The following is a 23,482-nucleotide window of genomic DNA, read 5'->3' as shown; positions in this document are numbered from 1 at the left end:
GTTGAGTAACACACACGTTATTCTTCATTTATGAAAATTTTGCGCGCGCGCTCAGCGCTGGGCTGTCTCGCGATGGTGACAGCCCTGGGCACGATAACAGCTTGTTCAGCGGGCCATACGGCGGTGGTAGATACCTCCGGCGACAACGCCGCCCTAACGGTGGCATCTAGTTCGGGGGCCACCTCGCTCGATTTCACCACTACCGGTGGGGCCGCCGCGCCCTCGGTGCTTATGGATAATGTCTATGAAACCTTGGTGCGCATCGATGAAGACGGCTCCATCACCCCAGGCTTAGCCAAGGACTGGGACATCAGTGAGGATGCGAAGACCTATACTTTCCACCTGCGCGATGGCGTGACCTTTTCCAATGGCGACCCCTTTACCGCGCAGACCGCAGCCTTTTCCATTAATTACGTAAAAAATGACTGGGCCAACGGCATTTCCGCTGCCATGGACCCGGTCGAAAGCGCCACCGCAGTAGATGACCACACCCTCAAGGTGCGCCTAGAAAAGCCCTCCAATGGCTGGCTGTGGTCCATGGGCACCACCATCGGCGCAATGATGTCGCCTAAGGGCATGGACGACCTCGCAGCGAAGCCTATAGGCACCGGCCCCTACGAGGTGGCGGGATTTTCCCCCTCAGAATTCGTCTCCTTGCACAAGCGCGATGATTATTGGGGCACGCCGTCTGAGCACGATGTCACGGTGCGCTACTTCCCCGATGCCATTTCCTCGGTCACCGCGCTGCGCTCGGGCGGCGTGGACGTCGTCTGGGGCGTGGGCAACCCCGAAATCCTCGATTCCCTGGATGATTCCATCGATACCAACGTAGGCACCACCAATGGTGAGGTCCTGCTTTCGATGAATAATGACCGCGCCCCCTTCGACGATCCGCGCGTGCGGCAGGCCGTGGCCTACGCCGTCGACCGCAAGGCCGCCAATGACATTGTGTGGTCCGGCATGGCCACCGATACCGGCGGCGCGCCCATCCCACCCACCGATCCGTGGTTCGAGGGCAAAAACTATTACGACTTCAACCCGGATAAGGCCCGCTCGCTGCTTGCCGATGCCGACGCTGAGGGCACCCCACTCACCATCACCGTGCCTACGCTCTACTATGCCCAGGCCATCTCTGAGCTGCTGTACTCGCAGCTTTCCGATGTCGGCTTCGACGTCACCCTCGAAACCGCCGAGTTCCCCGCCGTGTGGCTGGGCCAGGTTCACGGCGCCAAGGACTACCAGATGTCGATTATCTCCCACGTGGAGGCCCGCGATATCCCGGCGCTTTTTGGCAACCCGGATTATTACCTGAATTACGATTCCGCCCGCACGCGCGAGCTGCTCGAAAAGGCAGATACCGCGAAGCCTGAAGACTATCCCCGCCGCATGACGCAGGTCGTGGACCAAGTCATGGCCGATGCCGGCGCGCTGACCGTGGTGAATATGCCGAATGTCGTTCTAACGCGCCACGGCATCGGCGGCTTGCACACCGATCAGGTCACCGACGCCATCGTGTTGCGCGATCTCACCGACGATAAGGAGGACCAATGAGTACCTCTCGGGCACAGGCCATAATCCGGCCGCTGCTACGCTTCGTTCTCACGCTTTTTATCGCCTCCCTCATCATCTTCGCGCTCATGCGCGCCGTGCCCGGCAACCCGGCGCGCGTCGCGTTGGGCGTTAATGCCACTGAGGACGCCATCGCCGAGCTCAGCGCGGAACTCGGCCTCGACCGGCCGCTCATCGCGCAATACGGCGAGTGGATGAAGGGCCTTGCCACCGGTGATTTTGGCAAGTCGCTGTCCTCGCAGCAGGACATCACCCCGCTCGTCCTTGACCGCCTGCAGGTCACGCTCATCCTCATCGGCCTGGCCATGGCCTTGGCGCTGGCCTGCGCGATTCCCATCGGCATGTGGCTGGCGCATAACCGCAATTCGCGGGTTGCCGGCCTGGTCTCCGCGGGAACGCAGTTGGGCATCGCCGTGCCAAGCTTCTTGGTCGGCATCATCTTGGTGGCCATCTTCGCGGTCCACCTGGGCTGGCTGCCGGCCAATGGTTGGGTGCCGCCCAACCGCGGCGTGGGCGATTTCCTGCGCCACCTCATCCTGCCGGTCATCGCGCTGGCCCTGGTCCAGGGCGCCATGCTTACGCGCTATATGCGCTCCTCGGTGCTCGACGTTATGGACCAGGACTATATCCGCACCGCCCGCGCCCTGGGCGATTCCCCGCGGGAGGCCCTGCACCGCCACGGGCTGCGCAATGCCGCCCTGCCGGTGCTGACGGTCTCTGGCCTGCAATTGACCTCGATGGTGGTAGGCGCCGTGGTCATTGAATCCGTCTTCGTCATCCCCGGCGTGGGCTCCATGCTGCTCGATGCGGTCTCCGTGCGCGATCTGACCACGGTGCAGACCCTCGTCATGCTGCTGGTCACCTTCGCGCTGGCAGTCAACATGCTTACCGATGTCGCCTACCGCCTCATCGACCCCCGAATCAAGGCAGGTGACGCGCGATGAAAATGCGTTTTTCTGGTTGGCTAGGCGCCGTACTCGTCGGCGCGGTCGTAGTAATCGCCCTCGTATCGCTGGTGTGGACGCCGTACGATCCCACCCTCGCGCAGCCGGGTAGCCGCCTATCCGGCCCCACCGCGGATCACGTCCTAGGCACGGATCGCTACGGGCGCGATACCGCCTCGCGCATCATGGCGGGCGCGAAAATCACCGTCTTCGTGGGTCTTATCGCCGTCGGCATCGCAGGTCTTATCGGCATCCCGCTGGGGATTCTCGCGGGCATGCGCCGCGATACCTGGGTAGAAGCGCTGGTCATGCGCGGCGCCGACGTGGTACTCGCCTTCCCGGCGCTCTTGCTCGCCATCATCGCCGGCGCGGTCTGGGGCCCATCGACGCTGACGGCCATGATTGCCATCGGTATTTCCGGCATCCCCTCCTTTGCCCGCGTGGCGCGCTCTGGCACGCTGCAGGTGGTCACGCAGGACTATATCGCCTCCGCCCACATCTCCGGCGTGCCGGGCTGGAAGGTTGCGGTGCGCCACGTGCTGCCGAATATCGCGGGCCTTATCATCGTCCAGGCCTCGGTGTATTTTGCCCTCGCCATCCTCGCGGAGGCGGGCCTGTCTTACCTCGGTTTGGGCACCCCACCCCCGGCCGCCTCGTGGGGCCGCATGCTGCAGGATGCCCAATCGCTGCTGAGCACCGATCCCCTCCAGGCCCTGTGGCCAGGACTCGCCATCGCCGCCACGGTCTTGGGCTTTAACCTGCTTGGCGATGCCCTCCGTGACGCCCTCGACCCCCGCATGAAAGGAGCCACGCGATGAGCCTTTTAAGCGTGCGCGATCTCAGCCTCAGCGCCTCCGAATCCTCCCTCGTCGGACCTATTAGCTTCGAGCTCGAGGCGGGCGAAAAGCTCGGCATCATCGGCGAATCCGGCTCCGGTAAGTCACTAACCGCGCTGTCCATCATGGGCCTGCTGCCCACGGGGATTTCCGCCACCGGCGAGGTCACCGTGGCCGATCATCAGATCATCGGCGCGCGAGATTCCGCCATCCGTCCGCTGCGCGGCAAGACCATGGCCATGGTTTTCCAAGAACCCATGAGTGCGCTGGATCCCCTAATGCGCATTAGTGCTCAGCTCACCCACGCCGGTACGCGCGATATCGCCGCGGCCCTAGAAGAGGTCGACCTCGACGCCGATCTCGCCTCACGCTTTCCCCACCAGCTCTCCGGCGGGCAGCGCCAGCGCGTCCTCTTAGCCATGGCCATGGCAGGCAGCCCCGACGTGCTTATCTGCGACGAGCCCACCACCGCCCTCGATGCCACCACGCAAGACGGGGTCCTCCGCGTCATCGAGCGCGTGACCGAACAACGCGGCACCGCCCTGCTTTTTATCACCCACGACCTCAACGTCATCCAGCGCATGTGCCCGCGGGTGCTGGTCATGCGCGATGGCTACATCGTGGAGGAAGGTCACACCGAGCGCGTACTCACTCAGCCGCGCCACGCCTATACCCAAGAACTGGTTTCGGCCTCACAGCCGCCAGACTTCGCCCTCACCCCGGCGGGTGGGGAGAAGGAAGCGGTGGTGCTGGAGGGCATCGGCAAGCAGCATGGCTCCCAGGCCGCGCTGGCGGGAATCGATCTCCGCGTGCGCCGCGGCGAGCGGCTCGGCATCGTCGGCGGCTCCGGTTCCGGCAAGACCAGCCTGCTGAAGATCGTGGCTGGACTGGATGCCCCAACCTCCGGAACCAGCACCGTGAACGGGCGCGTGCAGATGGTCTTCCAAGACCCGCAAGGTTCGCTAAACCCGCGGCTGAAAATCTGGAAATCCATCGCCGAGGCCATGCCCGGGCGCCTGTCCAAGGCCGAGCAACGCGAGCGCGCCGCCGCCGCGCTGGAAGAGGTGGGCATGTCCGGCAAGGCGCTCGACCGCTTCCCCCACGAATTTTCCGGCGGGCAGCGCCAACGCATCTCCATCGCCCGCGCGCTGTGCGGCGAACCGGATATCCTGCTTGCCGATGAAGCCGTCTCCGCCCTCGACATGTCCGTGCAGGCCCAGGTGCTGGAATTGCTCGCCCGCCTCATCGAGGACCGCGGGCTGACCCTGCTGTTTGTCACCCACGATCTCTCCGTGGTGCGCGGGCTCTGCGATAGGGTCGCCGTGCTCAACCGCGGCGAGCTCGTCGAACACGGGCCCACCGAGCGCGTGTGGTCTGCGCCAGAAAGCGACTACACCCGCCGACTCATTGCCGCTGCAGGGCAGTAAGATCCCTGCGGCGTAGGGTGGTTGCGGTAGACGTTTTAAACGAAAGGAGTCCAGCAGGCTCGTGAGCACCGACCACCCTATCCCGCAACGCCCCAGCACCACCCAGTTGCTGACCGCCTTTAATACCGCCTCCGTGCGTTGGCCCGGCGCCCTGCGCGCGGCCTTGGCGCTGCTGCTTCCCGGCGCCTTCGCCATGCTCACCGGCCACGACTACGCCATCCTGCTGCTGGCCACCGGCGCCTTCGCCGTTATTTTCGGCGAGGGCCACCCCTTTCGCACCCGGCCCCGCGTCATCCTTACCGCGGGCCTGGCCCTGACCACCGTGGCGACCGTGGGCGTGCTGGTCGGCCACCTGATTTTCGTCTCCGGGCACGGGCACTGGTGGCTGCTGCTCGCCGGGTTCTATTCCCTCCTGCTCGCCGCGCTGTGCGGCTTTGCCCAGAACGCGCTGCGCCTACCGCCGCCAGGCGCCTTCTTCCTCGTCTTGGTCGGCGGCGGCTCGGTGATGCTGGCACGGACGGATACGAGCGTCGGCCAGCTGTTCTTCTGGTCCCTGACCGGCGTGCTGGCCAGCCTGATTCTGGGCATGGCGCCCGCGCTCATTGATGTGCACGGCCCCGAGCGCCGCGCCGTCGCCGCCTTGGAAAAGGCCACCGCTGCGTTTGTTTCCGGCGAGGATGATTCCCTCGCCCGCCACCACCAGGCCCAAACGGCGCTCTCAACGGCCTGGCAAGCGCTTGCCGATGCCGGCATTATCCGCGGCGGCCGCATCATCAACTCGGCAGCCGCGGGCCTGGTGGATCGCACCTTGCAGGCCCAAGGGCGCATCGTCGCGCATAACCGCGCGCTGGACTTGGGTTCTTCTTCCGATCTGCTGACTGATTACGCCACCGATGTGGACCCGCACCGCACCGCTATCCCGCACACCCGCCCCACCGGGCGCTACCGCATCTACCGCGCCGCGGTGCGGGATTCGCATGCCATGGTGACCACGCAGAAGATTGTGTTGTCTGCCGCTATTACCACGGTGGTCAGCCTGTCTTTAGGTTTTGACCGCCCAGACTGGGGCGTGGTCTCCGCCTTTCTCATGCTGCAGTGGGGACCAGACCACGTCGCCGGCACTGTCCGCGGTATCCACCGCATGCTCGGTTCCATCGTCGGCGTCATGCTGTTTTCTATCTTCCACTACTTCGGCGTGTCCGGGTGGAGCTTGCTGGTAGCCCTCGCCGCCTGCCAATTCTGCGCGGAAATTTTCGTGGCCAAAAACTACGCCATCTGCGTCATCTTCTCCACCCCGCTCGCGCTGCTGATGGGCAATTCCGCGCAGCGCCCCCTCTGGCCCACCATCCAGGCGCGCATCAGCGAGGTCCTCATCTCCATCATCGTGGCCACCATCGTGCTGTGGTTCTGGCAGCGTTCCGCGCCCGTCCGCAACCAGCACCGCTTGCAAACCCGCGCCATGGAATCCATGTCCACCCTGCTCGGGCTGCTGTTTATCAATACTCCCGAAGAGGTCCTCGCCAGCCGCCGCGACCTGCAATACGAGTTGTTATCCGAGCGCCGCGCCATGCAATCCCTCGCCGCCGATAACCCCGCCACCGCCCGCGAATTGTGGCAGCGGCACATCGCCATCCAGCACGCGGGCTATTTCTTGCTCGACTATTGCTCCACGCACCCGTTCAGGATGGCAAGCAGGGAGGAGCTAGACGGCATCGTCAAGCAGATTCACGCCGCGCATGCCCAAACGCGCTAGCTTGTGGAATGCGTCGCGGTACTGAACAATTGAAGCCACTCCCCCTCGCCGATCTAAGGACACCGTGACTTCTTCCTCCCGCGCCTACAAGCGCTCCCTCGAACCGCACGATAAGGGCAGCGCCGTCGGGCTCTACCCGCACAATATGCACCCCGGGCTGGTGCCTGGCATCAGCGTTGAGGACCAACGCAACCGCTTCGGCCTGGATAAATCGCTATTTTCCATCACCGCCGTCCTCATCGTGGCCTTTATTATGTGGGGCATCACCATGCTCGATAACCTGGCCGCCGCCTCCTCCACGGCCTTTAACTGGGCCATCACCAATACAGGATGGCTGCTGAATATCACCATGCTGCTGGCCACCGTGACCATGGCCTATATCGGGTTCTCCCGCCTCGGCCGTATCAAGCTTGGCACGGATACGGAAACGCCCGAATTCAGCTACTTCAGCTGGGTAGCGATGATGTTTGGCGCCGGCATCGGCGTCGGCATCTTCTTCTACGGGCCCTCCGAGCCGCTATCGCACTACCTCAGCCCTCCCCCGCACACCGTGGATAACGGCAGCTCCGTCGAGGCACTGCACCAAGCCATGGCCCAATCGCACTTCCACTGGGGCATTTCCCCGTGGGCGGCCTATGCTTTGGTTGGCGCCGCGATTGCCTATTCCTCCTACCGGCGCGGGCGCGTACCCCTCATTTCTTCCATCTTCCAGCCGCTCTTCGGCTCCCGCGCCACGGACGGCCCGCTGGGCAAGCTTATCGATGTCATGGCGCTTATCGCCACCCTCTTCGGTACCGCCGCTACCCTGGGGCTTTCTGCTATTCAAATCGGCCAGGGCGTCAGCATCATTCGCGGCGCGGGCCCCATGACCAATTCCGCACTCATCATCGTCATAGCCGTCTTAGGCTGCGCGTTTATCATCTCTGCGGTCTCTGGCGTCGCGCGCGGCGTGCGCTACCTGTCCAATATCAATATCACCTTGACCTTGGGGCTTGTCGCTTTCGTTTTCTTGGTCGGGCCCACCCTATTGCTGCTGAACCTGATTCCTTCGGGCATCGTGACCTATATCGATCAATTTCTGCCCATGATGGCCAAGGATTTGTCCTGGGGCGATGAGACCATTGAATTCCAGTCTTACTGGACGGCGTTCTACTGGGCCTGGTGGATTGCGTGGACGCCGTTTGTGGGCATGTTCGTCGCCCGCATCTCCCGCGGCCGCACCATTCGCGAATTCGCCGCCGTGACCATCTTCGCCCCCACCGCCATCTTGGCGTTGGCCTTTACCATCTTTGGTGGCACCGCCATTTCCTTCAACCAAGAAGGTGTAGAGGGCATCGACGGTGAATCCTCCAATGAGCAGGTGCTCTTTTCGATGTTCCAAGACCTCCCCCTTGGCAGCATCACCCCATTTATCCTTTTGGTCATTCTCTCGGTCTTCTTTGTCACCTCGGCCGACTCCGCCTCCGTGGTCATGGGCACCATGTCCTCCAAGGGTGACCCAACCCCGAATAAGCTCATCGTCATCTTTTGGGGTCTGTGCATGATGGGCATCGCCATCGTCATGCTGCTGACCGGCGGCGAAGACGTCCTCACCGGCCTTCAAAACCTCACCATCCTGGCAGCGCTGCCCTTCTGCCTCGTGCTGTTGACCATGATGGTGGCGTTCATCAAGGATCTGCGCTCTGATCCGATGTTTATCCGCCGCACCTATGCCCGTTCGGCGATGGACAATGCGGTCATGCGCGGCATCGCAGAGCATGGCGATGAATTCGAGTTCACCGTCCAGCACGCCGAGGACGGACGCGGGGCCGGGCATGACTTCGATTCCGCCGCGGACCGCTATACCGAGTGGTACCAACGCACCGACGAAGAAGGCCGAAACGTCGACTATGACTTCGAAACCGGTAAATGGTCCGATGGATACGACCCAGAAAATGAGGAGAAATAATGGGGCTTCCCAGCGATGTCGTTCTCGATGGCTACACCCTCATCGAGCAGCACGAGATTGACCACGAATTCTTATTGCGCGGCTCACCACTTAGCACGAACACTCCCTTGCTCTTCGCCGCCGCCATCGCCGGCATCGCGCTCGTGGCCGCCAGCTTATTTCTCCGCGGGCGCGGCCGTGTCATCGCCGGTGTACTGGGCGCGGTGCTCGCAGTCAGCAAGCTGTGGTGGATGCCCTTCGCCTTGGCTCGGCACTTCGATGACAGCCAGGTCTTTGGCTATACGCTCAAGTACTTCCCGCAGTACTGGCCGGTAGCCTCCATCATTGTCGGCGCCATCGCCCTCATTGGCCTCGCCTCTGCCGTTATCCGCCGGCCTTAGCCGCCGAGCACGGCACCTGCAGCGACCTACCCACTACTCTGGCGCGCTCGCGCAGTTCACAGGGATGAATTATTTCTGCACGCCGGCTGCCTCTCGCATGGCCCTGGTTTGTGCGGAAGGATGCTCGTTTTCGGTGGCCAGGCGCTCGAAAGCCACGGCGGCGAGCGCTGCTGCCTGCATACCGAGCACGGAGTCATCAAAACGCATCATCGGCGAGTGATTCCACTCGCGCTGGTTCTCGGGCGTCGAAGGGTTGGCCGTACCCATCCACATAAACGTGCCCGGCACTTGGGAAAGGACATAGCCGAAGTCCTCAGAGGCCATCATCGGGGCCTCGAAAGGCTGCATATTTTCCGCGCCAAACATCTGCCCCCACAGCGTGGCGGCAAATTGGTTCTCCCGCGGGTTCGTCTTCGTCGTGGGATACAGCACCTCGAAATCCACCTGCGCGGTGCACCGGTGCGAGGCAGCCACCGAGCTGGAGACCTCGGTGATCATTTGGCGGACGGCGTCGATCTTTTCGTCGCGAAGAACGCGCACCGTCGCCCCCAGCGCCGCGCGATCCGGAATCGCGTTATACGCACCATTGCCCGCCCACAGGTTGGTCACGGTGATCACGATGGGCTCCAGCGCATCGAAGCGGCGCGTCAGCGCGGTCTGCAGCGCCATCTGAATTTCCGCCAGCGCCGCGACGGGGTCGATGGCATCGTGCGGGCGGGAACCGTGCCCGCCCTTACCCAGCACCGTAATGGTCAGGTTGGACGAGCTTGCCATCATCGGCCCGGGAACATAGTGGAACGTGCCCCGATCCTGCGGGCCCACGTGCAGGCCGTAGGCGGCGATTGGGCGTCGGCCAGCGGCATCGAGCACGCCTTCCTCAATCATCGGCTGCGCACCGCCGGGGCCTTCCTCGCCGGGCTGGAACATAAAGGTGACATCGCCATGCAGCTCCTCACGGTGCTCACACAGCATGCGCGCGGCCCCAATCAGCCCCGCGGTATGTAGGTCATGGCCGCAGGCGTGCATGTATTCATTGATCGACGCAAAGGGGCTTCCGGTCTGCTCATGCACCTCCAGCGCGTCCATATCCGCGCGCAACAGCACCGAAACCGGCCGCTCGCCGCGCTTGCCGCCACGCAGCACCGCCACCACGGAGCTGAGATCCTGCCCCACATGGATCTCGAGCGGCAGGCCCTCGAGCGCCTCAAGGACTTTTTTCTGCGTGCGCGGCAGGTGCAGCCCGATTTCCGGGTGACGGTGCAAATCGCGCCGAATTTCCTGCAGGTCCTCCACCATGTTTTCGCCCATGTCCTGAAAAATCTCCGTCGCCTGCTGCTTGCCGATGCGCGCCCTTGTCACCGGCAGCGGCGGCAACTCCTGCGCTTGGCGCGGCGCGGACTTACGTCCGGGGTGGTTGGGGCGAACAATTTTCGTGGGATCAGTCATGTAGGCTCCTTTACTCGCTGTCATATTCGACAATACCGCAGGTTATCCGCAGGGTGAATGGGCGGCGAGGCGACAGGTGTGACGCGTGGGGCGAGTTATCCACAGGCGAGGCGGAGCGGGCTTTCGCGTGGGTGGACGGTGGCTTAACCTCGCAGGCATGACCCGCTTGCAGGACTACGCCCGACAATTAACCTCGCCGATGGAGCTTCTCGGCGAGGTATTCGGCCTTGCCGAGGCGGACCTGCGGCGGCTCGGCATTTCCCGGCAAGAATCGCGCGAATTGCTGCTGCTTGCCGATGCCTACTTCGGCCCTACCTCCTTCACCCGCCGCCAGCGCACGTGCCGGGAAACCAAGCACTGCTTAACCACGCTCAAGCTGATTGAAAAATACGTCTCCCGCACCAAGACTAAGCGAGACGCTTGGGCGCTGCGGGCGGAGTTGTGTGCGACGTCGCGGGACATCGACAAGCTGGCGCGCACCCGGCTCAAGGAGATGTATCCTCCCCGCCAGCCCCAGCGCGGGGTGCGCATGACCCGGCGCAAGGGCGGGCCCTCCACGCTGTCTATTACGGGCGATTCCGATTTCATCGCTGACCTGCACTCCACCATAGGAGAGGATTCCCCGCTCGAGGCCGTCGACCGCATCTTCTTTCGCGGTGGTGCCACGCGCCCAGTGGCTAGCACCAATATCATCATCCACCTCGATGAGCTGGATAAAATCTTAAGCGGCGGCGGTGAAGAGGTCACGCTGCAGATGACCAATGGTGCCGAAATTTCCGGAGCCAAGTTGGTGGAGAAAAAGCTAGCCGAGGTAGGCCTCATCACCCTCATCCATCCCTTCAAAGGCCCGGTCAACCTCTATAGGACCTCCCGGTTCGCCTCCGAAAAGCAGCGGTTGATGGCCGCCGCCGAAAACCCCTCCTGCCCGTGGGCGGAGTGTAATTATCCTGCCGATAAATGCCAGGTCCACCATCTCCAGGCGTGGAAGCACGGCGGCGAGACGAATATGGATAACCTGACCATTGCTTGCCCCTACCACAACGGCGTCAATGACGATGACCCGCACGCCCCACCGGTGCGCGGCCGCCTGCATCGCCACCGCGGCCGCATCGAATGGCTACCACCCTGGGCCTCGCCGCCCAGCTAGGTGCCGCCTTTACTTGATGCGATTGAGCCGGGCCCGAACAGTTCTGGGGTTCCTAAGTAAGTGGCGCCTTTCCTGCCGTTGCTCTTCTTATTGCCGCCGATAGCAACCGCTGGTTTAGCGGTTGCCGGTTTGGCGTGCCATAAGCCTTCTACCCCAAGGCCCGTGCGCCGTAAGGCTCGTGCGCGGTGGGAAGGGTGTGCCATGAGACAGGGCACCCTGGGATCCGGGCGCCGTGGGATCTAGGTGCCCTGGGAACTTTGTGCCGGGAAAACGGTGCACCGGGAGACCCTGTGCCGACGGTGCGTTGTGGTGTGCCTCCATCGCTGGGTGCTAAGTCACGACCTTGGCGCGGTGGTAGATGTTCGCGAGCGACCAGTGGTTAGCTGGGTAGGAGGTTTTAGGCTTCAAGGAGGCTGCGGCCGAAATAATCGGATTCATCGGCGATGCCGGGAAGCGCGAAGAAGTAGCCGCCGCCGTAGGGGCGGATATAGTCAGCCAGCGGTTCGCCTTCGAGGCGTTTTTGCACCGTGATGAACTGTCTTTCCAAGTCCTGCTGGAAGGAAATAAACACCAGTCCCACGTCTAGGGTGCCGTTATCGCGCACGCCGTTGTCGTAGTTATAAGCGCGGCGCAGCATAAGTTGGTCAGCGGTTTCTGGGGTGCGAGGATTAGCCAGGCGGATGTGGGCATCGGTGGGAATGACATCGCCGGTGGCATCATCGAGGTAATCCGGTTCGGCGTGCTCGTCGCCGCCCGATAGCGGGCCGCCCGTTGCGCGGTCGCGGCCGAAGATTTGCTCCTGCTCGGCAATGGAAATGCGATCCCAAAACTCGGTGTACATGGCAATAAGCCGCACCGCCATATAGCTACCGCCTGCGGCCCAGGCAGGCTCATCCGAACCGGCCCACACGAGCGAATCGTAGTTATCGGGGCCAGGATTAACGATGCCATCCTTAAACCCCAAATGATTGCGCTGCGTACCCGATGGCCGCGGGGAATTCATATAACCATTCTGTCGCCAGCGCACCGCCACATCGCCGCGCGTATGGCGCAAGATATCGCGCAGCGCGTGGAGAACGGTATCGCGTTCATCGGCGCAAATCTGCAAAGCTAAGTCACCGTGGCACATTTCTTCTTGCAGGGTGTCATCGGCAAACGATTCCATCGCGCTCAAGTGCGCGGGCTTGTGGGCGGCAAGGCCGAAGCGGTCATCGAAAAGCGAATCGCCCACCGCGAGGGTAATGGATAAGTGGTCGGCCGGCAGCTCTGGGCCCAACTCGCCCGAATCCATCGCCGGATAGGCAATTCCATCGGGCGCCGGCGTGCCACCTGCGGTTAAGATGCGCGCCCTTTCACTTAGCGTGCGCAGGAGCTTGTCCAAGCGGGCTTTTGTCTTCACCTGCACATCCAGCGCCACTACCTCCGAGTACTTCTGCGGAGGATTGATGATGCCTTGCTGGTGTTCGCCGTGAAAATCCAGCGCGCCCGGGCGATCCAGTGAATCGGTGGATTCCAGCGGAAGCGAGGTGGGCTCGGCTCCTGCTCCCGGGGCTGCGCCGACGGCCGCGGAGGCGGCGAGGCCAGATAAAAAGGAGCGGCGGGAAAAGTTAAACGGGCACGGCACTAGTTCATCCTCCGGATAACGGTCATGGTGGCAACCGGGGCGAGCAGCTCATTCGCCTTGGCGACGCCCGCCTGTAAGCGCAAGCGGTCCTCCTGCGTCCAGTCCGCAAAAGCGATGCTAGACGCACCACCGTATTTATCGTCGAATTCCTCAGCCAGGGCGTCCAAGTCCACGAGCTGGTCGTAGATGGGAGCGGTGTCTAAACCGCGATCCTCAACCAAAGAGCGCACGGGATCCAGCGTCACCCGCGTCGATGTAATAACCCCGCGCAGGGCGGTAGGCAGGGCGTGGGCTCCGAAATCGCGCTCGCCGCGCAGATCAAAACGTTCGAACTCCTCCATCACCTCATGCGCGCGCAGCCCATAATCCGGGGCGGGGATGGCGAAATGGGAGGTATCGAGGGCGTGGGCGGTTTTGTCGGTGGCATCGGCAAGCGCGGTGGCGGGCAGGGCGGCATCGCTGGGTGGACGGTTGGACCACAGGATGCGCTCGATGTCTTCGTAGGCCTCCAAATCCGGGCCCGGCCACTCCGCGCTGGAATCGTCGAAGGAGCGGTAATACTCCAGGTAGTCCAGGTAGGCGGCTTGGGCGGCGGGGCGGGAGGAAGAAGTGGCATCGGCAAGCGCATGGGCGCGCTTTTGCAGCTCCGGCACGCGCTTTTTCTGGTTTTCTGCCTGCTTGATGGATACCGCGGCGACCTCGTGGTCCGTAATGGGAACCATCTTGGGAGCATCAGCCACGGTGGAGCCCGCCACCGTGAAATCATCCGACTCCACCGCGGAATCGTTGTGAAATACACAGGTCAGGTGGTAGGTTCCGTCCTCCAGCTGGGGGTTCCACTCGCGGATGGCGGGGGTACCGATGCGCTCGAGGACCTGGTAGGCATTGCCCTTGTCATCTGAAACATAGACCGTGAGGGCAAGCCCGGTGGTGTTATTGATCTTCCATTTCGCCTCGCCCTGCACGTCCTCAGGCGCCGGGCAGGAATACACATCGCGCACGGCGAGCTCGCGCGGGGGTTGCTCGCTGCCCTGCCCGCTGAGCATCGCCTGGGCACCCGTTTGCGAGATGGAAAGTCCAACTGCGAGCGCGAATGCAACAGCAAAACGGGAAATCTTCATAAATTAGAAAGGCAGGTTCTTCAAATCCAGGCCGGGGTGACCACTCATGACCCAGCCGATGATGCCAGCGGCTATGCCCAATGCGGCGAGGATACCGATGATGCCCACCTTGGTGGAACTGGATGCGGCGTGGTTGGTATCCGGCTGCTGGGCCTTATCCAGCGTGGTCACGGCGGGAACGCCCTGCTCGGTGACCTTGGTGTCATTCATGCCATCGACAACCGGCTTCAGATTGGTGCCAGCGCGTGAGGTGTCATCCACGCGCTCTACGGAGTCATAATCCTCTGCGACAGTGCCATCGGTTTCATTGAGGAAGAGCTTCGGAGCCTTATCTGCAGCCCCAAAGTCGAACATGCCGGTGAGCGCACCTGCGCGGTCATCGAAGGCATCCCCGCCCAAGCGGCCAAGGCCCCAGTTGTCCTGGATGAACTTGGTCACCGAGGTCTGCTCGGTATAGGTGGAATCGATGTGGTTGGTCTTGGCATAAGGCGACACAACCAAGAGCGGCTGGCGGGTGCCGGGGCCACACTGGCCGTTCTTATCGCCCTTGATGCCTACCTTTGCAGCAGCGGCGGTGCAAATTTCCTTGTCCTGGTGCGGGTCGGTGGAGCCGTTGAGGATTTCCGGCGCCTTGTGGTCGTACCAACCATCGGAATCGTCGTAGGCGATGACGACTGCGGTGGAATCCCACTCCGGGGAGTTTTGCAGCTCATTGATGTAGTGGGTGATAAACGCCTGCTCATCCAGCGGGTTGGAGTAGCCGGCGTGGCCATCTTGGTAGTTAGCGGCCTTGAGGAAGGACACGGAAGGCAGGTTGCCCTGCTCGATGGCGGTATCGAAGTCCGCGAGGTCGTACTGGTGGTTTGCCTGGTCGGTCTTGCCAATCATGTCATCGCTGGACGGAGCTAGGTGGTGCGGGTTGGCGGTAGAGGCGTAGTACTGGAACGGCTCGTGGTGCGGATTGTAGTCCGTCTGATTCTGGCCGGTCAGCGTGGTGTGCGAAGAGCCGCAACGGGCGCGGGAGTCTTTCGTTGCCTTATCGGTGGGGCGGAATCCGCCTTGGAACCAGCCCCAGGTCACGTCCTTATCGTTGAGCTGGTCACCAATGTTCTTGGAGTGCATCGCGGTGACTTGGTTGGTACCGGCGGAGGACTTATTGGAGCAGTCATCGAAAAGCGGGTCTGGGTCGCCCACCACGGTGGCGGTAGACCCGTCCTCGGATACGCCGGCCAGGGCGTGGTTCTTGCCATCTTCGATTTTCTGCTGGTCGCCCGTGGCTGGGTCGTGCATGGTGGCATCGGCGACGGTGCCGGAAATCAGGTTCAGCGCGCCCGGGGTGGAGGGACCGAAGATGGTGGAGAAGCTGTTGTCATTCAGCGCGAAGTTCTGCGCGTAGTTCCACATACCGGTCACGGTATTGCCGTCGTAGTATCCCATGGTCATGCCCGGGGTGGCGTAGGCACCCTCATTGCTCTTATCGATGTCCGTGGACACCGTCTCTGGGAACTTGTCCATCTTGCCGCCGTTGTAGGCTTCCTGCTCATCGGCGTAGTGGTGGTTCTGGTCCGTGGTCACGGAGTGTTCAGGCGAGATGCGAAAAGGATCGATGGAATTCGGATTGTCCTTCAGCTTGCCGCTGTTTTCGAGATTATCCGCTTTAGGGGTGTTGGCCTTGGCGGTGAACTTAGGGGCAGGTTTCTCGCTTCCCTGCAGCTTTTCGGTCTCGTCATTGAGGGCATTCGGATAGGTACCGAAGTAGTGGTCGAAGGAAATGTTTTCGGAGTAAATGACCACGACGTGATCGATAGGGGTCTTGGTTTCGGCCTGTGCGATACCGGGGGCCAAGAAAGTTGTGGCAGCGGCTGCGGCGCACACTGCCACAGCGCGAGAGCGAAGCTTCATCTTATTTTCCGCCTTAAGTTAAACGAGTGAAACAAAGAGGGAGAAAGTGGCTGTGGCTCGCCGAAGAGTCATCGGTCGCTTTCGAATCGAAATTAAACGCCGCGAAACCATAAACCGCAAACACTCAAAATGGGCATTCCCAGTCTCAGGAATGCCCTATAGGTGCAGTTCAACCTCGCTTTTGCACAGCCGACGCCACAAAGATTGTTAACTGAAAGTTAAGGTACTATTACGCTGCGCTTTCCAGTGCCTAGTCGTCCGCGTCGGTCGACAGCGCCGCTACGAAGGCCTCCTGCGGCACCGACACGGAGCCCAAGGTCTTCATGCGCTTTTTACCCGCCTTCTGCTTTTCCAGCAGCTTGCGCTTACGCGAAATATCGCCGCCGTAGCACTTGGCCAGCACGTCCTTGCGCATGGCGCGGATGTTTTCGCGGGCGATGACCTTGGTACCAATGGCCGCTTGGACGGGGACCTCGAATTGCTGGCGCGGGATGAGCTCTTTGAGCTTCTTGGTCATCTTATTGCCGTACCACTGGGCGGAATCGCGGTGGATGATGGCAGAGAAGGCATCGACCGGGTCGCCGTTGAGGAGGATATCCACCTTGACGAGGTCAGATTGCTGCTCGCCGGCCTCCTCGTAGTTGAGCGAGGCGTAGCCCTTGGTGCGGGATTTCAACATGTCGAAGAAGTCAAAGATGATTTCACCCAAAGGCATGGTGTAGCGCAGCTCCACGCGGTCTTCGGACAGGTAATCCATCCCGCCCATCTGGCCACGCTTGGATTGGCAGAGCTCCATGGTCGGGCCGACGAACTGCTCGGGCACGATGACGGTCATGGAGACAATGGGCTCGTAGACCTCGTTGAGCTTGCCTTCCGGCCAATCTGAAGGGTTGTGAACCCAGCTTTCCTCGCCGTCTTCTCCCACCACGCGGTAGGTCACGGACGGGGCGGTAGAAATCAGGTCGAGTCCGAACTCGCGCTCTAGGCGGTCGCGGGTGATCTCCATGTGCAGCAGGCCCAAGAAACCGCAGCGGAAGCCGAAGCCGAGGGCGACGGAGGTCTCGGGCTCGAAGGTCAAGGAGGCATCGTTAAGCTGCAGCTTTTCCAGCGCATCGCGCAGGTCGGGGAAATCGGCCTGGGAGATGGGGAAAAGCCCGGAATAGACCATCGGCTCAGGGTCCTTGTAGCCCTTGAGCGGGGTTTCGGCGCCGCCGTGGGACCAGGTAACGGTATCGCCCACCTTGGTCTCGCGCACGTCCTTCACGCCGGTAATCAGGTAGCCCACCTCGCCAGGGCCCAATCCCTCACACTTTTGCATCGTGGGCGAGACGATGCCGATTTCCAGCAGCTCGTGGTTGGCGTTGGTGGACATCATCGTCACCTTCTGACGCGGGGTGAGCTTGCCGTCCACCATGCGGATATAGGTCACCACGCCGCGGTAGGTGTCATAGACGGAGTCAAAAATCATCGCGCGTGCGGGCGCATCGGGCTCGTACTCCGAGGACGGCGGCGGCACCAGCTCGCAGACCTTATCGAGCAGCTCAACCACGCCTTCGCCGGTCTTGCCCGATACCTTCAGCACCTCCTCGGGCTCGCAGCCGATGATATTGGCGATTTCCAGCGCATACTTATCCGGGTCCGCCGCGGGCAGGTCGATTTTATTGAGCACCGGGATGATTTCCAGGTCATTTTCCATCGCCAGGTACAGGTTGGCGAGGGTTTGGGCTTCGATGCCCTGGGCGGCATCGACAAGCAGGATGGCTCCCTCACACGCCTCGAGCGCGCGGGAGACCTCGTAGGTAAAGTCCACGTGGCCGGGCGTATCGATCATCTGCATGACGATCTGCTCGCCTGCCGATGCCCCCGATTGCGGCACCCACGGCAGGCGCACGTTCTGCGCCTTAATAGTAATGCCGCGTTCGCGCTCGATATCCATATTATCGAGGAACTGGTCACGCATATCGCGCTCCGCAACCACCTTAGATAGTTGCAGGATGCGGTCTGCCAGCGTCGACTTTCCGTGGTCGATGTGAGCAATAATGCAGAAGTTACGGATCCGGGCGGGATCCGTAAACGTCGTGGCCGCAAAGTTTTCAGACATACGTCTACAATAGTCGACATGAATTCCGGCATGCTCACCCGTCTGCGCGAGGCGCTCGGAATCAGCGAGCGCGAGCCCGTGGACTCCGGCCTCAACCGCATCAACTCCCAGTTAGGGCTGGATAGGTCCACCCACAGCCACGAACCGCGCAAGGCCGCCTCCATCCAGGTCGAGGCCACCGCGGCGCACCCCCGTTCCATCTTCTTCTCCCCCGATATGGACGGCCAGGCCGATTCCGGCGAGGTCGTGTGGGTGTGGACGCCATCGGAAGGCAAGCAGTCCCCTCCCCGCGAGCGCGCCATCTTGGTGGTCGGGCGCACCCGCACCACCGTGACGGGCCTGCTCATTTCCGCCAATCCGGAGCATGCGCTTGACGATGCCTGGCTAGAAATCGGTTGCGGCGAATGGGACGCCTCCGGGCGCAATTGTTGGGTGCGCCTGGACCGTTTATTGGAGGTTTCCGAGGAACAGGTGCGCCGCCAGGGTATTCTTTTTCCAGAACGCAGGTTCGAAAGAATCGCCAACCGGCTGCGTTCGCGGTACCACTGGGCCTAATTCGGCGGCCTGGCGGCTGCGAACTTGGATCAGGGTCGGCTGCGCTGCTATTATTTGCGAGTTACTTACTTTCCGGGCGCGTTGGTCGGGGCGGGCAGGACCTTGGGTTCGCTCTTCGAATACCAGCGCCGAGCGGTTCCCGCACTTGGCGGGGATCGCGGGACACGTCCGGTGGGTTTGTTTCTGAATCAATCATCTTCGATTATCAAGAGGTATTTTCATGGCTAATATCAAGTCCAAGCAGAAGCGCGTTCTGACCAACGAGAAGTCTCGTCAGCGCAACAAGAGCGTGCGTTCCGCGGTTCGCACCGAGATCCGCAAGTTCCACGCAGCCGTAGAGACCGGCGACAAGGCTGCAGCAGAAAAGCAGCTGCGCGTTGCTTCCCGTGCGCTGGATAAGTCCGTTTCCAAGGGCGTCTTCCACCGCAACGCTGCTGCCAACAAGAAGTCCGGTTTGGCCACCGCCTTCAACAAGATGGACTAGTAACTAGCCTTCTTGTCTCCCCCGAACAAAGCACCGCTTCATGCAGCGACTTGTTCGGGGGATTTTTATTGCGCCGGTTTTGTTGCGGCAGATGGACCTAGGCTAGTTCATCGGCAAAGTAGGCCTCGAAGATCTTGCCTGCATCTGCATAGGCCACCGACAATGATGTGCGGCCATGGGATTCCACAAAAGTCTGGATAGCGGTTTGAAACTGCGTGTGGATGATATTGACCGCCGGGATGAGCCGAGGATCCGAGGCCTTCCATCCTTCACGCGCCTGCAATGCCCGGCGGATGTGCATCATGACGCGCTCGTTTCGGCGCCAATACATGGACAGTAATTTCCCATCCTGGGAGAGCGCTTGGGCGGTCAATTGGGAAATCTCCGGGAAATATTCGTTGCCCACTGCATGCTCAAATTCCGCGTTCGCCATGATTGCAGAATCCTCCCGCAGGCTACCGCTGGGCAGGCCAGCGGCGAAGTTTTGCAATTGCTGGTCGAACTTTTCCGAAACTTCCGGGCCGAGTACCGCTGACTCCTTATCTTTGACGTAGTTAAAAAGGGTACGCCGCGATATCCCCACGTGGTGCGCAAGCTCTTCCATGGTGAACCCGTCATACCCGTGGTCAATGACGAGCCGCAGTGCTGCGACGCGGATCTCTGAAATGCGCGGCATACTCTCTCCCCTCTTCCTCACGATATTCAACCCGTGGAAACCCAACTATTCAACCCCATAAATATGGTATTTTTCTTCACCTTATAGTCTTTCTGCCCACCACGAAAAACCGACCCTGGTAGGCTTGCCTAACCGTCTTAAATCGCCGAAGTTACAGCATGTCAACGCGACGTTCCCAGCCCACGCCGGCAAAGCAGGCGCCTACTCAAACGCTAAGACAGCTACTGAAGCAGACGCTTGATCGCCGGGACATTTTACGCTGTAGCAACCAGTTTATAGGCTTATACGTTCGAAAGGGTGATGGTGTTCGTGTCGCCGGGGGCGGCTAAGATAAGTGACCAATGAACAACGTCAAACCTCTGGTGAAATGGGCCGGCGGGAAACGCCAGCTCTTGCCGCATATTCACGCCGCCCTGCCCGCTGGGGCCCCGCGGCGTTATTATGAACCCTTCATCGGCGGTGGCGCGGTTTTATTTTCGCTCACCCCGTCCTCAGCGCGGGTCAATGACCTCAACTCGGAGCTGATTAATTTATATGAGGTAGTGCGCGAAGGCGTCGACGAGCTCATCAACCTGGTATCGACGTATCCGAACGACGCGGACTTTTTCTACCAGCTGCGCGCGGTAGACCGCGATGCAGAACGGTTCGCGGCGCTATCTGCTACAGAGCGCGCCGCGCGGACGCTGTATCTGAATAAGACCTGCTATAACGGCCTGTACCGGGTAAATTCCGCGGGGCAATTCAATGCGCCTTTTGGCCGTTATAAGAACCCCACAATTTGTGATGCAGAAACGCTGCGCGGGGTCCACCAGTATTTTCGGGACAATGACATCGCCTTCACGCAGGGTGATTTCGCTGCGGCGGTGGCAGGTGCCAGTGAAGGAGACTTTGTCTATTTCGATCCGCCTTATGACCCGGTCAACGTCACCAGTTCCTTTACCGGTTATCAAAAGGGCGGTTTTGACCGCGCGGAACAAGAGCGCTTGAAGGCGGTGTGCGATGACCTCGATGCCCGCGGGGTGAAGTTCCTCCTCTCTAATTCCGCCACGGAGTTCATCCGCGACCTCTACGCGGATTTTTCCATCGACACCGTTGCGGCTACCCGCGCCATCAACTCCGTGGGTTCGCGCCGCGGCAAGGTAGATGAAGTGCTCGTGCGCAACTACGAGGTGGGCGATGAGTAAAGTACCGGGCGCACAAGAGCAGCGGGAACTTCGCGCGCTTTTTGATGTCCCAGAAGGCGAAAAGCTTGGCCTCGATGATTGGGGATGGCTGCGCATCATGGCCTCGGGGTGTGGCGAGGAGCTAGAAGAAAACGGATACTTCTACCTAACGGCCAAAGAGCTAAAGGAGCTTTCCGGCCGGGAACCGCGGCTGATGGCCAAGCACGATTTTTCTACCTCTCGACCGTGGATTTTCAAGGAACTGGGCCTGGGGATTCTTCCGGTTAGCCGCAGCGAATACTTCGTCGGGCCGTTGGACCTGTACGAACGGTTCCCGGACCCCACCCACGCCGGGCCAGGTTCTGTGCGCACGTTGGACATGCCAGCGGGCCTTGACACCCTCGATATCGAAAGCGTGAACTCGGAATCGATGGCGTTGAATGTGGCATCGGCAAGCGGCATGCTTGAGCACTTTTTGAGATGCGAACCATTGCAGGCCACCGTCGCCGGGCGCATGTCGTCGCTGGAAATGACGATTCCGGTGCCGGATCTGGGGCTGGAAGTCAAGGTCGAGCGCGCGCAGATGGAAATCGACGGCGGCTTCGAATCGCTCGAGCATTTGGTGCTGGTGGAGGCGAAAAACCACATCTCCGAAGACTTCAATATCCGGCAATTGTATTTTCCGTACCGGCGCTTCCAGCAGCGGCTAACTAAAGCCGTGGTGCCCGTGTTTTTGGTCTACTCGAATGGGATTTTCCACCTGTATCGGTACGATTTCAGCGATCCCGCGGATTTTCGCAGCATCGCGCTGGTAGACCACGCCCGCTACGCCCTGAGCGCTTCGCACCTCAGCGTGGATGATGCGCTGGGCATTATTGGCTCCGTCGATGCTGAGCCGGAGCCGGCAGGGATTCCCTTCCCACAGGCCAATAGCTTCGAGCGCGTGGTCAACCTGGTGGAGCTCATTGCGCAGCAGCCGATGAGCAAGGAGGACATCGCCGAGCAGTACGATTTCCATCTGCGCCAGGCGGACTATTACGCCAATGCGGCCTGCTACCTCGGGCTGCTGGCGCTTGCCGATGGCCACTATCAGCTCACCCCTCGCGGCGAAAAGGCCGTCGCACAGCCGCGGCGCGATGGGCGCAATGCTGCCCTGCTGCGCGCGTTGGCGGCGCGGCGGGTTTTCCGGCAGGCACTGGAGATAAGCCTGGGGCGCGGGAAGGTGGCCGAGACTCACGAGATCGCGGCGTCGATAGAAGGACTCGGCCTGGGCGCTGGCACGGCGAGGCGGCGGGCCTCGACGGTGGCGCGGTGGATCCAGTGGGCGCTGGATGTGGTGGCAGAGGGCGAATCTGAAACCCTGCCCGGGCTTTAAGCCACGAGCTGCTGCACGCCGGCGACGACGAGCGCGAGGCCGGCGATGATGAAGAACAAGCCCGATCCGATATCGATCCACGGGCCCGCGGCGATGAGCTTTCGGCGCACCGCATTCGTGGAAATCACCGTGGCCACCACGAGGAAGAAGGCGAAGGCCGATAGCGCTAGGGCCAGGGTCAGCGCGATGGCCAGCCACAACGGTGGGGATGCCGGCAGCTGCGGGGCAATCATAGCGGCGAGGAAAAGCACGATCTTCGGGTTAGACAGGTTCGTTGCCAGCCCCATTTTGAACGAGTGGCGCAGCCGGCCTAGCTTGGCCTCGGCGTCCTCCAGATCAACGGGTGGGTTGGTGCGCTGTTCGAGGCCGCTGCGCAGCGCCCGCCATCCCATGAAGACGAGGAAGCTGCCGCCGATGGCCTGGACCGCGCCTAAGATTCCGGGGAAGGCGGTCAGGAGGGCGGCCGCGCCAAAGACCGTAGCACCGCACCAGAACAACACGCCGATTTGAATGCCCGCGGCCGCGGCGATGGCGTGGCGGCGCGACTTGGTGGCGTAGCGGGTGACCAGAATGATATCTGGGCCTGGGGAGGCTACGCCCACCAGGTTCATCAGAAGGATAGTGAAAAAAGAAGTCCAGCTCACTGCGCGGACTCGCCTTCCAAGCGGCTGAGCAGATCCTCGCGGCCAAACATGCGGGCTGAATCGATGGCGGTTGGTTGCCCGGCGGTAGCGGAGGCACCGGCGTTTAGGAGGACATCAATAACCGCGTCTTCTTTTTTGAAGATCGCACCTGCCAGGGGCGATTGGCCGCGATCATTGAGCAAGTTCACGTCGGCACCGGCCCCTGCTAGCGCGGCAACGAGATCTGCGTGGCCGTGGTAGGCAGCAAGCATGAGAAAAGACTGGCCGTCTTGGTTGACCAGATTGATATTGACGCCTTGGTCAATATAGTCCAGCAGATCCGGGTTTCCCTCCCGCGCCATGTCAAAGAGCCGACCGGCGAATTCTTGCACTTGTTCCTCAGACATG

General features: G+C 61.5%; 20 protein-coding genes. 12 read left to right on the top strand and 8 right to left on the bottom strand.

Annotated elements, in window-relative coordinates; translation table 11 throughout:
• Window positions 1-30: 30 nt before the first annotated feature.
• The 7 genes from ABRP84_RS04680 to ABRP84_RS04650 all read left to right on the top strand — a co-directional run bounded on the left by ABRP84_RS04680 (window position 31) and on the right by ABRP84_RS04650 (window position 8,857).
• Window positions 31-1,551, top strand: a complete 1,521-nt coding sequence (locus tag ABRP84_RS04680) for an ABC transporter substrate-binding protein (protein WP_349852876.1) — start codon at window positions 31-33, stop codon at window positions 1,549-1,551.
• Window positions 1,548-2,513 carry an ABC transporter permease gene (locus ABRP84_RS04675; RefSeq protein ID WP_023030384.1) on the top strand — a complete coding sequence of 322 codons (966 nt, stop codon included), beginning with the start codon at window positions 1,548-1,550 and terminating at the stop codon, window positions 2,511-2,513. Before ABRP84_RS04680 ends, ABRP84_RS04675 begins: the two co-directional genes overlap by 4 nt.
• A complete protein-coding gene (locus ABRP84_RS04670; RefSeq protein ID WP_349852875.1) occupies window positions 2,510-3,331 on the top strand; it encodes an ABC transporter permease in 822 nt (273 codons plus the stop codon). The genes ABRP84_RS04675 and ABRP84_RS04670 overlap by 4 nt, the downstream gene beginning before the upstream one ends.
• Window positions 3,328-4,776 (top strand): ATP-binding cassette domain-containing protein, encoded by a 1,449-nt coding sequence (locus tag ABRP84_RS04665; protein WP_349852874.1) that lies wholly within the window; start codon window positions 3,328-3,330, stop codon window positions 4,774-4,776. The genes ABRP84_RS04670 and ABRP84_RS04665 overlap by 4 nt, the downstream gene beginning before the upstream one ends.
• Before the next feature lie 61 nt (window positions 4,777-4,837).
• Window positions 4,838-6,529: an FUSC family protein gene (locus ABRP84_RS04660; protein ID WP_349852873.1), complete on the top strand. Its 1,692-nt coding sequence runs from the start codon at window positions 4,838-4,840 to the stop codon at window positions 6,527-6,529.
• Window positions 6,530-6,674: 145 nt separating this feature from the next.
• Window positions 6,675-8,477 carry a BCCT family transporter gene (locus tag ABRP84_RS04655; protein ID WP_349852896.1) on the top strand — a complete coding sequence of 601 codons (1,803 nt, stop codon included), beginning with the start codon at window positions 6,675-6,677 and terminating at the stop codon, window positions 8,475-8,477.
• The gene (locus tag ABRP84_RS04650) at window positions 8,477-8,857 is read left to right on the top strand and encodes a hypothetical protein (RefSeq protein ID WP_284869577.1); all 381 of its coding nucleotides are present in this window, start codon (window positions 8,477-8,479) and stop codon (window positions 8,855-8,857) included. The genes ABRP84_RS04655 and ABRP84_RS04650 overlap by 1 nt, the downstream gene beginning before the upstream one ends.
• Window positions 8,858-8,926: 69 nt before the next feature.
• On the opposite strand, the gene ABRP84_RS04645 is transcribed toward ABRP84_RS04650, so the two are convergent.
• The gene (locus ABRP84_RS04645; RefSeq protein WP_284869579.1) at window positions 8,927-10,303 is read right to left on the bottom strand and encodes a M20 metallopeptidase family protein; all 1,377 of its coding nucleotides are present in this window, start codon (window positions 10,301-10,303) and stop codon (window positions 8,927-8,929) included.
• A gap of 157 nt (window positions 10,304-10,460) precedes the next feature.
• Between ABRP84_RS04645 and ABRP84_RS04640 the strand changes: the two genes are divergently transcribed.
• Window positions 10,461-11,450, top strand: a complete 990-nt coding sequence (locus ABRP84_RS04640) for an HNH endonuclease signature motif containing protein (RefSeq protein ID WP_349852872.1) — start codon at window positions 10,461-10,463, stop codon at window positions 11,448-11,450.
• Window positions 11,451-11,847: 397 nt separating this feature from the next.
• Here ABRP84_RS04640 and efeB read toward each other — a convergent pair whose 3' ends face one another.
• From efeB to lepA, 4 genes are all read right to left on the bottom strand, one after another.
• Window positions 11,848-13,074: an iron uptake transporter deferrochelatase/peroxidase subunit gene (gene efeB, locus ABRP84_RS04635; RefSeq protein WP_349852871.1), complete on the bottom strand. Its 1,227-nt coding sequence runs from the start codon at window positions 13,072-13,074 to the stop codon at window positions 11,848-11,850.
• Window positions 13,074-14,195, bottom strand: a complete 1,122-nt coding sequence (locus tag ABRP84_RS04630; RefSeq protein WP_349852870.1) for an EfeM/EfeO family lipoprotein — start codon at window positions 14,193-14,195, stop codon at window positions 13,074-13,076. Before ABRP84_RS04630 ends, efeB begins: the two co-directional genes overlap by 1 nt.
• 3 nt (window positions 14,196-14,198) lie before the next feature.
• Window positions 14,199-16,097 carry a phospholipase C gene (locus ABRP84_RS04625; RefSeq protein WP_349852869.1) on the bottom strand — a complete coding sequence of 633 codons (1,899 nt, stop codon included), beginning with the start codon at window positions 16,095-16,097 and terminating at the stop codon, window positions 14,199-14,201.
• Between the two features lie 250 nt (window positions 16,098-16,347).
• The gene (gene lepA / locus ABRP84_RS04620; RefSeq protein WP_349852868.1) at window positions 16,348-18,198 is read right to left on the bottom strand and encodes a translation elongation factor 4; all 1,851 of its coding nucleotides are present in this window, start codon (window positions 18,196-18,198) and stop codon (window positions 16,348-16,350) included.
• Between the two features lie 18 nt (window positions 18,199-18,216).
• On the opposite strand from lepA, the gene ABRP84_RS04615 reads away from it, so the two are divergent.
• Window positions 18,217-18,753 carry a type II toxin-antitoxin system PemK/MazF family toxin gene (locus tag ABRP84_RS04615; protein ID WP_005278018.1) on the top strand — a complete coding sequence of 179 codons (537 nt, stop codon included), beginning with the start codon at window positions 18,217-18,219 and terminating at the stop codon, window positions 18,751-18,753.
• A 220-nt stretch (window positions 18,754-18,973) separates the two neighbouring features.
• Entirely contained in the window at window positions 18,974-19,237 is a 264-nt protein-coding gene (rpsT, locus tag ABRP84_RS04610; protein WP_023023493.1) for a 30S ribosomal protein S20, read from the top strand.
• 97 nt (window positions 19,238-19,334) lie between these two features.
• Here the strand turns inward: rpsT and ABRP84_RS04605 are convergent, their stop codons facing one another.
• Window positions 19,335-19,913 (bottom strand): TetR/AcrR family transcriptional regulator, encoded by a 579-nt coding sequence (locus ABRP84_RS04605; protein WP_349852867.1) that lies wholly within the window; start codon window positions 19,911-19,913, stop codon window positions 19,335-19,337.
• Between the two features lie 341 nt (window positions 19,914-20,254).
• Between ABRP84_RS04605 and ABRP84_RS04600 the strand changes: the two genes are divergently transcribed.
• Complete coding sequence (locus ABRP84_RS04600) at window positions 20,255-21,097, top strand: DNA adenine methylase (protein WP_349852866.1); 843 nt, start codon at window positions 20,255-20,257, stop codon at window positions 21,095-21,097.
• Window positions 21,090-22,451 carry a type II restriction enzyme gene (locus tag ABRP84_RS04595; RefSeq protein WP_349852865.1) on the top strand — a complete coding sequence of 454 codons (1,362 nt, stop codon included), beginning with the start codon at window positions 21,090-21,092 and terminating at the stop codon, window positions 22,449-22,451. Before ABRP84_RS04600 ends, ABRP84_RS04595 begins: the two co-directional genes overlap by 8 nt.
• On the opposite strand, the gene ABRP84_RS04590 is transcribed toward ABRP84_RS04595, so the two are convergent.
• Both ABRP84_RS04590 and ABRP84_RS04585 read right to left on the bottom strand, forming a co-directional pair.
• Window positions 22,448-23,095 (bottom strand): LysE family translocator, encoded by a 648-nt coding sequence (locus ABRP84_RS04590; protein ID WP_239268680.1) that lies wholly within the window; start codon window positions 23,093-23,095, stop codon window positions 22,448-22,450. The genes ABRP84_RS04595 and ABRP84_RS04590 overlap by 4 nt on opposite strands.
• Window positions 23,092-23,481 (bottom strand): ankyrin repeat domain-containing protein, encoded by a 390-nt coding sequence (locus tag ABRP84_RS04585; protein ID WP_349852864.1) that lies wholly within the window; start codon window positions 23,479-23,481, stop codon window positions 23,092-23,094. The genes ABRP84_RS04590 and ABRP84_RS04585 overlap by 4 nt, the downstream gene beginning before the upstream one ends.
• Window position 23,482: the final 1 nt, after the last annotated feature.

The sequence above is a fragment of the Corynebacterium sp. KPL2861 genome, assembly GCF_040225475.1.
Classification (GTDB): domain Bacteria; phylum Actinomycetota; class Actinomycetes; order Mycobacteriales; family Mycobacteriaceae; genus Corynebacterium.
The sequence above is the reverse complement of the archived record's forward strand: the minus strand, read 5'-3'. Positions and strand labels throughout refer to the sequence as shown.

Coding starts and splice junctions, on each gene's coding strand:
- ABRP84_RS04650 (WP_284869577.1), top strand. CDS start 8,477: ATGGGGCTTCCCAGCGATGTCGTTCTCGATGGCTACACCCTCATCGAG.
- ABRP84_RS04675 (WP_023030384.1), top strand. CDS start 1,548: ATGAGTACCTCTCGGGCACAGGCCATAATCCGGCCGCTGCTACGCTTC.
- ABRP84_RS04640 (WP_349852872.1), top strand. CDS start 10,461: ATGACCCGCTTGCAGGACTACGCCCGACAATTAACCTCGCCGATGGAG.
- ABRP84_RS04680 (WP_349852876.1), top strand. CDS start 31: ATGAAAATTTTGCGCGCGCGCTCAGCGCTGGGCTGTCTCGCGATGGTG.
- ABRP84_RS04585 (WP_349852864.1), bottom strand. CDS start 23,481: ATGTCTGAGGAACAAGTGCAAGAATTCGCCGGTCGGCTCTTTGACATG.
- ABRP84_RS04595 (WP_349852865.1), top strand. CDS start 21,090: ATGAGTAAAGTACCGGGCGCACAAGAGCAGCGGGAACTTCGCGCGCTT.
- ABRP84_RS04670 (WP_349852875.1), top strand. CDS start 2,510: ATGAAAATGCGTTTTTCTGGTTGGCTAGGCGCCGTACTCGTCGGCGCG.
- ABRP84_RS04665 (WP_349852874.1), top strand. CDS start 3,328: ATGAGCCTTTTAAGCGTGCGCGATCTCAGCCTCAGCGCCTCCGAATCC.
- ABRP84_RS04645 (WP_284869579.1), bottom strand. CDS start 10,303: ATGACTGATCCCACGAAAATTGTTCGCCCCAACCACCCCGGACGTAAG.
- ABRP84_RS04605 (WP_349852867.1), bottom strand. CDS start 19,913: ATGCCGCGCATTTCAGAGATCCGCGTCGCAGCACTGCGGCTCGTCATT.
- ABRP84_RS04630 (WP_349852870.1), bottom strand. CDS start 14,195: ATGAAGATTTCCCGTTTTGCTGTTGCATTCGCGCTCGCAGTTGGACTT.
- ABRP84_RS04655 (WP_349852896.1), top strand. CDS start 6,675: ATGCACCCCGGGCTGGTGCCTGGCATCAGCGTTGAGGACCAACGCAAC.
- rpsT (WP_023023493.1), top strand. CDS start 18,974: ATGGCTAATATCAAGTCCAAGCAGAAGCGCGTTCTGACCAACGAGAAG.
- ABRP84_RS04625 (WP_349852869.1), bottom strand. CDS start 16,097: ATGAAGCTTCGCTCTCGCGCTGTGGCAGTGTGCGCCGCAGCCGCTGCC.
- ABRP84_RS04615 (WP_005278018.1), top strand. CDS start 18,217: ATGAATTCCGGCATGCTCACCCGTCTGCGCGAGGCGCTCGGAATCAGC.
- ABRP84_RS04600 (WP_349852866.1), top strand. CDS start 20,255: ATGAACAACGTCAAACCTCTGGTGAAATGGGCCGGCGGGAAACGCCAG.
- lepA (WP_349852868.1), bottom strand. CDS start 18,198: ATGTCTGAAAACTTTGCGGCCACGACGTTTACGGATCCCGCCCGGATC.